Source organism: Alicyclobacillus pomorum DSM 14955 (assembly GCF_000472905.1).
GTDB classification, from domain to species: Bacteria; Bacillota; Bacilli; order Alicyclobacillales; family Alicyclobacillaceae; genus Alicyclobacillus_A; species Alicyclobacillus_A pomorum.
Genome location: NZ_AXAR01000001.1, coordinates 465,747 through 474,303, shown reverse-complemented (window position 1 = coordinate 474,303; position 8,557 = coordinate 465,747). Strand labels below are relative to the sequence as shown.

Genomic DNA, 8,557 nt, shown 5'->3' with positions numbered 1-8,557 from the left:
TTCGCCGCCTCCTGTGTTGGTTGGGCAAAAATCGTGCGAACAATCGAGGACACCATGGCTTGCGAGGACTTCGGTACCTGGCTCAATACATTGCGCATCGCATGTACCCTGCAACGCTGCCATGTAGCCCCGACCAGCGTCGTTTCAATCGCCGCCCGCAGTCCTTCATGAGCATCGCTAATCGCCAATTTCACGCCCTTTAATCCTCTTGCCACTAGGCTCCGTAAGAATGTCAGCCAGAAAGAACCGTCCTCGCTGGTGCCAATGTCAAAGCCCAACACCTCACGCTCGCCGGTGGCCTTCACACCAATCGCTATGACGAACGCAGGTTAAGGCCAGCGTAAATAGCGCGAGTATACCAGCAACAGCAAGCCATGACAGCAGCCCTGCCGATGAGCGAAAGCCCATAATTAACGCGACGAGAATGATAACGACAACCGAAATAGCGTTGGATACCAGCGAGGTCAGAACCTGCCCCCACAGAATGGTCGAACGTCAGTCTTCGATTGCCTGATAGACCGTGGTCCAGAAGTCGTGGATAAGCCGCGCTGAATCCGGGGTTGACATCCCGACCTGGGTGAGCAGGATTCCGGTGAGCTGGTTGTCCGGGTCGGCGTAGGTCGAGGTGCCGCTTCCGCCGTCCCAGCCGAACTGGCCAATGGACGCGTAGTCACCACGGTAGGTGCGCACCGCCATCCCGAATCCCCAGCCGCCGTGCTGCCCTTGGCCGAATGACACATGGACGTTGTTGCTGGCCATGGCGTTTCGGGCGGCTTGTTGCTCGGGCGTGAGGCGGTTGGTGGTCATCAGCTGGACGGCGGGCCGGGACAGGATCCGTTCGATCCCGTGCATCCCGTGATTCAGCAGCATCCGGAAGTAGGCGTGGTAATCGTCGACGGTGGAGGAAAGTCCGCCTCCGCCGCTCTGGAACGCCGGAGGCTGGCTGTGGCGTCCCCCCTTGGCCTCGTCCCACACGATGAACTCTCCGGTCTGCGGGTTGGGGGCGTAGAGGGGCGGCAACCGGTCGATCTTGTCGGCGGGCACGTGGAAACCGGTGTCCTTCATGCCCAGGGGGTCGAAGATGCGTTCGCGCAGGAACGTCTCAAACGACTGGCCCGTGACCCTGGCGACGAGCACGCCGAGTAGATCGTTGCTGATGTGGTACTGCCAGCGCTCTCCTGGCTGGTGCATCAGCGGAAGCGTGCCAAGGCGGCGCATCCACTCATCCGGCTCGGGCATCGGCTCCGGTAGATCGGGCGTGAGCCCCTGCTCGAAGATCGCGCCCATGATCGGAGTGCCCAGCGACGTCATATCCATACCGAGCCCGAACGTGGAGGTCAACAGGTCCCGTACGGTGATCGGCCGCCGCGCCGGCACGGTGTCGTCCAGCGGGCCGTCGGCCCGTTTCAGCACCCGCCGGTCGGCGAGTTCGGGCAGCCACGGCTCTACCGGGTCGTCCAGCCGCAGCCTGCACTCGTCGAGCAGGATCATCACCGGCGCTACCGCGACCGGCTTGGAAGTGGACGCCATCCGGAAGATCGTGTCCCGGCGCATCGGCGCACCACCGTCATGGCACATCGTACCGATCGCTTCGACGTGCGTCTCACCGTACCGGCTGACCAGGGCTACAAGCCCAGGAATCTTCCCGGACTCGACATGCCGTGCCAGCACGTCGCGCATTCTGCGCAGCCCTGTTTTGGAGAAGCCGCTGTTGCTTTGTCCCGTTGTAATCTTTTTCATTTGGTTTCACTCCCTTATATGACCGTAACGTTTGACAAATCGACGACCCATAGTCCTTTAAGCGCAGCATAGGTCAGCTTATCCATCGTCGCGCCGTCAAAGCAGACGGTTTTGAAGGCAAGGTAAGATTTGTTTGTCACGGAAAAAGGTAGACGGAATGACACGTTCTTGAGTGTCGCTCCCCTAAACGAAACGTCGTTCAGTGCAGACTTGTCAAACTTGACACCGATGAAGGTCTGCCCGTCAAAACAAATCCCTCGCAGATCGGAATATTTGAAATCAACGCCGTTAAAGATACAGTTCTCAAAAGTTGCTTCTCTAAGGTCGGTCTTGGTCAGCTTGACATCGGTCAGTCTTATATCAATGAATTTCGCGCCTTTCAGGTCCGACGTACTCAGGGTGGTGCGTACAAGGATGGATTTGCGGAAGCTTGCATCCGCAAGGTCAGTGACGGAGAAGTTGCAGTCTGTCAGATTTGCGCCGTCAAAATTGGCTTCACGCGCATTACTGCTTGCAAACGAGGTACCGGTCAAGTCGGCGCCAGCAAAGTCGGCTCCGCGCAACGCGCTCGCTTTGAATTTTCCTTTGTGTAAAATAACGCCCGCGAAGTCACTCTCTTGCAGATTGCTCGCACTGAGGTTTATCAGCACTTGCCGCTCCAGCGATCGGGAGAGGTTGGCGACCTCTTGTACCGTTTGCTCAATGTCGCCGATGCTGTCAATAGTCATTTCAAAAGCCGTTTCATCGTCCTTGCCTTCGGCTTTGAGTTCGCGGAACCGCTCCTGCAAATCGGAGAGAAGGTCAGACTTTAGTTCGGTAACGCTTTTTAGCCCATCGTATGGCGCAAATACGTCGTTCAAATAATTCGTCAATTTCTCATTCATAACATCAAATCTCCTTTACAATAAGGTGTCGAGTACGCGCTTTGCGTACTCCCAATTTCTTTTGTTGCTGGCGTAAGTAGCCTTACCCTTTTCGGTAATCCGATAATACTTACGCCGTCCACCTTGAGATTCATCGCCCCAATACCACTCGATGTCACCGTTTGCCTCAAGCCGCCGAACGCTGGAGTACATCGTAGCTTCCTTCAACTCATATTCACCCCCTGAGCGCTCGGCAATCAGCTTGACAATTTCGTAGCCGTAGCGATCACCTTCGGACAAGAGCCGCAAAATCATCGTATCGGTATGTCCTCGCAGCAGGTCGGATGTAATTTTGTTCTGACTCATATCGTCACCTCGACATCAGCATTATAAATCACACTACTGTGACAGTCAAGGTACTTTATTAATCTTAGTACAATGACTATTTATGAACAGGATTATTGTATAGCAAACAAAAAAAAGCCCATTTGTATGCTGACGGAAATCAGCAGGCAATGGGTTTTTGGGGATGTATCCACCATATGGTAAACATTTGTTTTTAGTGGGTTCCATATCGCTACGGCAATGCGGGCGAATCAGCTGTGCATGAATAATACGCCATATTCAATTAATCCCAATATCCTCGGATCCTCATAGAGATTTATTGCGCACTCCTGCCCCATAGTTCAGCAAGGAACACGTAATTGCCGTTGCATATTCATTCAAAAGTTCCTTCAGAATTTATACCGTAATAACCCGTATTAACTACGGACCTTCCGTCGGTGGATTCAAAACATGATCTGCGAAGTCATTAGCCATGGGTACACCAGAGACGAATTTGGTCAGCAGCGTGCCGATAATCGTATTGTGTTTCACGTAAATCTATATCTGGACCCAGCAAAAGCCAACACGCTCCACGAGCCGCACTTTGAAGTCCGACGCTACCCGCATTGATGATGCGTTTACCGAGTACAGTACGGTCAAATTGAATATGTGTATGCCCGCAAACAATGATGTCTTGACTCACTGAATCAATCATCGGTGCAATTTCACTATCTGGTGTATCTTTGCGAATAGCTTCTTCATCGCTTCTCGGAGAACCATGAACAAATAAGACTTGACCTAAACCGTCTATGTTAAGCGTGACGCTCTCTGGTAAGTTCTGCAAAAATTCCTTCTGTGGCTCTGTTAGTTGATCTGAACACCATTGATTTATCTCTGCAATCCAATCATCCAGTCCCTGTTCCGCTCCATATCTCCCTGCTACCTCTCGGTCAGCGTTACCTCTAATGGAATACACATTGCCACTAAGCGACAAAATCCGTTCCATAACCAATGCGGGTTGCGGACCCCAAGCGAGGTCGCCACCAACTACAATCGCGTCAACATGGCAATTCTCAATTTCTGATAATACCGCATCCAATGCTGAGGCATTCCCGTGGATGTCATAAATTGCGGCCACTCGTTTAACCATTGTTTTACCTCCTCTCCGTCTGTTTTACCGTCTCTTCTCTTCTGGTAAACCAAGTGTACACCCAATCATATCTACTCTGAAAATTCATTGATTTGCTATTGCGCTCTTCTGCCCCTAAATGCAGTAAGGATGGGAACTGTTAACTGTATGTTTATTCAGAAATCAACACGGGGCATTGTTGAATTTATGCCCCCTATAGTTCAATAAGTTTTGGGGATTACCTAAGTCAAACATACTGGTAAAATTGATAGTAAGTCATGGAGGGGGATATTGTGGACATTCGAATCGCTGAATTGCACCAGCGACAGGCTATTGCTGAGTGCGTGGATGCGGCTTATAGCATGTACATTGAGAGAATTGGGAAAAATCCTGCTCCTATGCTTACAGACTATACCGACCTCATTTCGAAAAATCTTGTCTATACAGTTACAGACAAGGGAGAATTAAAAGGTCTTATTGTGTTGATTCCGAAAGGAAACTACTTGTTGATTGAAAATGTGGCAGTCCACCCCAGTTTCCAAGGACAGGGAATTGGACGCAGATTAATTGAATTTGCTATTAAGTTTGCTAAAGAGGCATGTTTACAGGAAGTCCGTCTATACACTAACGAACTGATGACTGAAAACCTTATGTACTATCCCAAGTTTGGATTTATTGAGGTGGGTCGCCGAATAGAAGATGGTTATAGACGTGTATATATGTCAAAAACTTTGTAATTCGGCGTAGCCGTTATTGGAGTAACCTGCCCGTTAACGCAAGAAGGGGTCCCATGCCTCTGTCGCATAAGCCCCCGAATGTGAGAAGGACAGGAGACCGCTCTGGTGTCATTCTCAGCTGTATCCAAGAACGTCGGTTACCATCCGGTTGGAATGTTGATAGTGCCTTTAAAGCACCTGACGTTCACCGGTATCAGCTGCTTTTTGTATGCGATCAAGTAGTTTATGTAGATTAACTGCATCCTCAAAATTAGGAACACAATGGGTTCCCTCTATAATGTCCCTTGCAAATTTCTCAAGAGCTTGCGCTACATTGAAAACAGGTCCGTTAGAGATCGTATCAGGTACCCAGCGATAATGATCCGGGATGTTTAATTCAACAAGTGAAGCCGATTTGTTTGCATTGGCTAGATGCATACCTTCAACCTTCAAATCCCCCCATTGAAGTTGAGCATGAGTACTTTCATTGGACAGTACAAGAACGCCCTCTGTCCCGTAGATTTCAAACGAGACTCCCGTTCGATTGAATACGCCCCCCTGTACATGTATAGAGGCTGTTGCGCCGCTTTTTAATATTCCATTAATTAAGATTTGATCTGCGGTCGTCTTCTCTATGATTTCACCGGTTTCCTGCACTTTCGCTTGTTTGATTTGATTGGCAATCGTGGCCGATAACTCTTTAAAATCGCCAAGAGCATAACACAGTGCATCAATGGCATGTCCAGCATTAATGGTCAATAAGTTTGCACCATTGGAATTGTCCAATAAATATTTAGAGGTTTCATTCGTTGTACCACCTTTTGCCGTTGTAAAGACTTTCATATGACACGATAGCACTTTTCCTATATATCCCTCATCCACCAAGTTTTTCACATAGTTAACTTCAGGAGATTGCCGAGCCTGCAAGCCAACCGCATGGTGAACCTTTTTGGCTGCAGCTAACTTGTTCATCTCGACAGCTTGAGAAGTGTTTAACCCCAAAGGCCATTCACAATATACATGTTTCCCGGCATTGAGGACTGCCATGACAGCATTGTAATGACCGGGAACTTTTACACTCACAATAACCATATCCACATCCGGGTGTCGGGCTAGTTCGTTTGAATCCGAAAATGCATGAGGAACCTCAAATTGGGAGGCACTTTTCTCAGCACTCTCCATCCGGGTTGTACCGATTGCTGTAATTTTAAATTTCGGAAGCCGTTGCAATGCAGGAATGTGAGTAGAACTGGCCCATTGGTTGTTAGCCGATCCCCCGATTACACCGACATTTATTGTCTTATCCATTTATTGTATAGCCTCCCTTGAGTTTCTCCTTGGACACATCCAAGCCAACGAACTTTGTGATAGTCTTCATAGTATCGGCTCCTTCGTATGTGGCCCTGCACTGGTTTCTCAAGATTCAATGTAATCCACGATGTACGAATTGGGGCCGGTGTCGTTCATTATGACTAGTTCAACAACGAGCCGAATAATCAGTAGAGTAGGAGGGGGCGCCTAGCCTCCGACCTTTCTCACCACCGTACATGCGGGTCCGCATACGCGCCAGACGGCAAAACCGTGTGTTGGAGAGGTATCCAGCGATGTCTGCGAAATTGGGCGGTAGGCGTGAAGAATCGTCTTAACGCCAAGGTAGACAAGATATACTGCACCTACCGTCCTAAGAACCTCGATCAGCCAGCTCATGCGAGCCATCAGAAATCCCAACCCAACAAGGCTTCCGATGATCCAGATTGAGATAGCACTTGTAATACCAAGTGCGACAAATATACCTTCGCGCCGAGAGCGTGTTGTAGCGTAGTGGACGGTCGCGACAAAGTCTGGACCTGGGCTGATGACTGCTAAAATCCAGATGCCTGCAAGTGCCATGAGGCTTGGTAGATAAGACATGTCACATTTCTCTTTTCTCTAGCAATGCTGTTCCAAAATATCTTTTATAATTTATCACCTGATCAAACCTGCCCCTTAGCCGAATAAGGACAGGGCTTCAGAAATGCAAAGGCATACAAAATCGACGCATAAATAAACGTCGAATTGGCTTGTCGTTATTGCAGATACGCCCCCGTTAGTTGAAAAACAATAAAACGTATCAAAGAAACAACTCCATCTCATTATCCTTAGTAGTAAAACCCATTTTTTTGTATAGATGTTTTCCATCTTCAGATGCGTGCAACCAAATCCGTTTAACGCCAATTTTCTTGCATTCATCTATACAACTTTCAAGCAATCGTCTTGCCAAACCTTTTCCACGATAATCAGGGACAGTGTACATATTAAGAATGTAGGCTTCAATCCCTCTGAGATTTTCCAAATATGGTGGTCTTTTAAATAAAACCATTCCACTGATACTTACGGCTTCCCCTTTAGATTCCGCCATATAGGATATAAATTCATTGTTTGAAAGTGCTTTTTGTAAATACTCTCTTGTTGAAGTCTCTATAAGATGTTCCTCTTGAAGAGATTTTAACTCACCTAATTCTTTTAAAAGTTCTAACCGCAAACTAACTATCTTATCAATGTCTTCAATAGAAACCTTAATAAAATTAAACTTATTACTCGGAATCAACCAAAAACACGTCCTTTCTTTTGATGTTCTGTTCAGGCTTGTTACGTTTATGCCGCCGTATCTTAACAAGAATCGTATAACAAGCGAGGCATGATACTGCAAGAAGATTTAGTGGTTACCAGCACTATCTCATGGTGGAGGGACCCTACCCACGTTTGCTTAGGACGACCGAAAGTGCTTCCCATCCGTCCTTCGCATTCCTAACTTGTGGCATCCAACCGGTCGCGTCCTTAAACGCACGGTTCGTTATCCGGTGGCTTCTTGAAAGTACACCTTTCAATTCATCTCCTACCACCATTTTGGCTACCAAAGACGGAATACGTCTTACCTTTTGTCTCCCAACAGCGCGGGACAAAATGCTCAGGAACTCGTCGCGACGTACTGGTTCTTCATCTACAATGTTGTAAATTCCGGTAGGTGCCTGTTCTAAAGCACACACTACAGCACGTGCGGCATCATCTATCCAAATGGAAGATTGATATGCATCGTTAGGTCCTATCACAGCGGCATAACCCCATTTTGCCATTCGGAACACTTCAAGTGTTTGAGAAGATTCAGGTCCATAGAATTGTCCCATCCGAAGACTGATACCCCGACAACCAAGGTTTGCAAATTGTTGAATTTCTGCCTCCGCTGCAAGTGTAGACTGAACGAAACTGGCTGGTTCCAACGCCGAATCTGTATCAATCCAACGGTCACCGGAACTCGCATACACGTAAGTTACGCTCGGGTACACAATGGAGCCAACTCCTGCTTTAATCGCTGCATTGACTAAATTCCTGGTGACGTCGCGACGTAGATGATCGTTCTCAACCCAACTCGCCGGATTACGAACCTTAGAACTGGCGGGGATTTTTGTTGCTAAATGGAGGATGGCATCACAACCGTTCAAGGCGGTTTTTAAAGAATTGACATCAAAAAGATTAACTTCTGTGGGTTGGGCTCTCATCCTACGTAGAGTTTCTATGTTAGCAATTGAACGAGCCACCCCTAATACCTCATGTCCATTTCCGGCGAGGAGTTGTACTACCGGACGTCCGAGTACACCTGTTGCTCCAGTGACGAACACCTTCAAACGTGCTCACCTTCACTTTCGTATAGATTTCCAGGTACACACAGATCAGTGATATCTTCTTGCATTAAAACCCTTCAGGAACCACCACCACTTTAGGGAATACACGTCACAAACCTTTATCGA

The 8,557-nt window shown here is 48.2% G+C and carries 9 protein-coding genes and 2 pseudogenes; 1 reads left to right on the top strand and 10 read right to left on the bottom strand.

From position 1 onward, the window contains the following. The 6 genes and pseudogenes from YWK_RS21310 to YWK_RS17885 form a co-directional block, all read right to left on the bottom strand. Window positions 1-326: pseudogene (locus YWK_RS21310) on the bottom strand (transposase); the annotation flags it as partial. Beyond that, window positions 322-495: pseudogene (locus YWK_RS21305) on the bottom strand (ABC transporter permease); the annotation flags it as partial. The pseudogenes YWK_RS21305 and YWK_RS21310, both read right to left, overlap by 5 nt. After that, window positions 496-1,740, bottom strand: a complete 1,245-nt coding sequence (locus tag YWK_RS0102215; RefSeq protein WP_051374917.1) for a serine hydrolase domain-containing protein — start codon at window positions 1,738-1,740, stop codon at window positions 496-498. A gap of 14 nt (window positions 1,741-1,754) precedes the next feature. Next, complete coding sequence (locus tag YWK_RS0102210) at window positions 1,755-2,624, bottom strand: pentapeptide repeat-containing protein (RefSeq protein WP_026963509.1); 870 nt, start codon at window positions 2,622-2,624, stop codon at window positions 1,755-1,757. Between the two features lie 15 nt (window positions 2,625-2,639). After that, window positions 2,640-2,969: a PadR family transcriptional regulator gene (locus tag YWK_RS0102205; RefSeq protein ID WP_026963508.1), complete on the bottom strand. Its 330-nt coding sequence runs from the start codon at window positions 2,967-2,969 to the stop codon at window positions 2,640-2,642. A gap of 445 nt (window positions 2,970-3,414) precedes the next feature. After that, complete coding sequence (locus tag YWK_RS17885) at window positions 3,415-4,077, bottom strand: metallophosphoesterase family protein (protein WP_245578476.1); 663 nt, start codon at window positions 4,075-4,077, stop codon at window positions 3,415-3,417. A 272-nt stretch (window positions 4,078-4,349) separates the two neighbouring features. Between YWK_RS17885 and YWK_RS0102195 the strand changes: the two genes are divergently transcribed. Beyond that, on the top strand, window positions 4,350-4,793 hold the full coding sequence (locus YWK_RS0102195; protein ID WP_169727120.1) for a GNAT family N-acetyltransferase: 444 nt from the start codon (window positions 4,350-4,352) through the stop codon (window positions 4,791-4,793). A gap of 168 nt (window positions 4,794-4,961) precedes the next feature. On the opposite strand, the gene YWK_RS0102190 is transcribed toward YWK_RS0102195, so the two are convergent. From YWK_RS0102190 to YWK_RS0102175, 4 genes are all read right to left on the bottom strand, one after another. Further along, entirely contained in the window at window positions 4,962-6,080 is a 1,119-nt protein-coding gene (locus YWK_RS0102190; RefSeq protein ID WP_026963506.1) for a Gfo/Idh/MocA family protein, read from the bottom strand. Between the two features lie 210 nt (window positions 6,081-6,290). Further along, entirely contained in the window at window positions 6,291-6,683 is a 393-nt protein-coding gene (locus tag YWK_RS17880) for a LysE family translocator (RefSeq protein ID WP_051374914.1), read from the bottom strand. Between the two features lie 199 nt (window positions 6,684-6,882). Then, entirely contained in the window at window positions 6,883-7,359 is a 477-nt protein-coding gene (locus YWK_RS0102180; RefSeq protein WP_026963505.1) for a GNAT family N-acetyltransferase, read from the bottom strand. Between the two features lie 145 nt (window positions 7,360-7,504). Next, the gene (locus tag YWK_RS0102175) at window positions 7,505-8,428 is read right to left on the bottom strand and encodes an NAD-dependent epimerase/dehydratase family protein (RefSeq protein WP_245578481.1); all 924 of its coding nucleotides are present in this window, start codon (window positions 8,426-8,428) and stop codon (window positions 7,505-7,507) included. Between the last annotated feature and the right edge of the window lie 129 nt (window positions 8,429-8,557).

What these genes read in the sequence shown, in the direction of transcription:
- YWK_RS17880 (WP_051374914.1), bottom strand. Translation starts at nt 6,683, where the DNA reads ATGTCTTATCTACCAAGCCTCATGGCACTTGCAGGCATCTGGATTTTA.
- YWK_RS17885 (WP_245578476.1), bottom strand. Translation starts at nt 4,077, where the DNA reads ATGGTTAAACGAGTGGCCGCAATTTATGACATCCACGGGAATGCCTCA.
- YWK_RS0102215 (WP_051374917.1), bottom strand. Translation starts at nt 1,740, where the DNA reads ATGAAAAAGATTACAACGGGACAAAGCAACAGCGGCTTCTCCAAAACA.
- YWK_RS0102205 (WP_026963508.1), bottom strand. Translation starts at nt 2,969, where the DNA reads ATGAGTCAGAACAAAATTACATCCGACCTGCTGCGAGGACATACCGAT.
- YWK_RS0102190 (WP_026963506.1), bottom strand. Translation starts at nt 6,080, where the DNA reads ATGGATAAGACAATAAATGTCGGTGTAATCGGGGGATCGGCTAACAAC.
- YWK_RS0102210 (WP_026963509.1), bottom strand. Translation starts at nt 2,624, where the DNA reads ATGAATGAGAAATTGACGAATTATTTGAACGACGTATTTGCGCCATAC.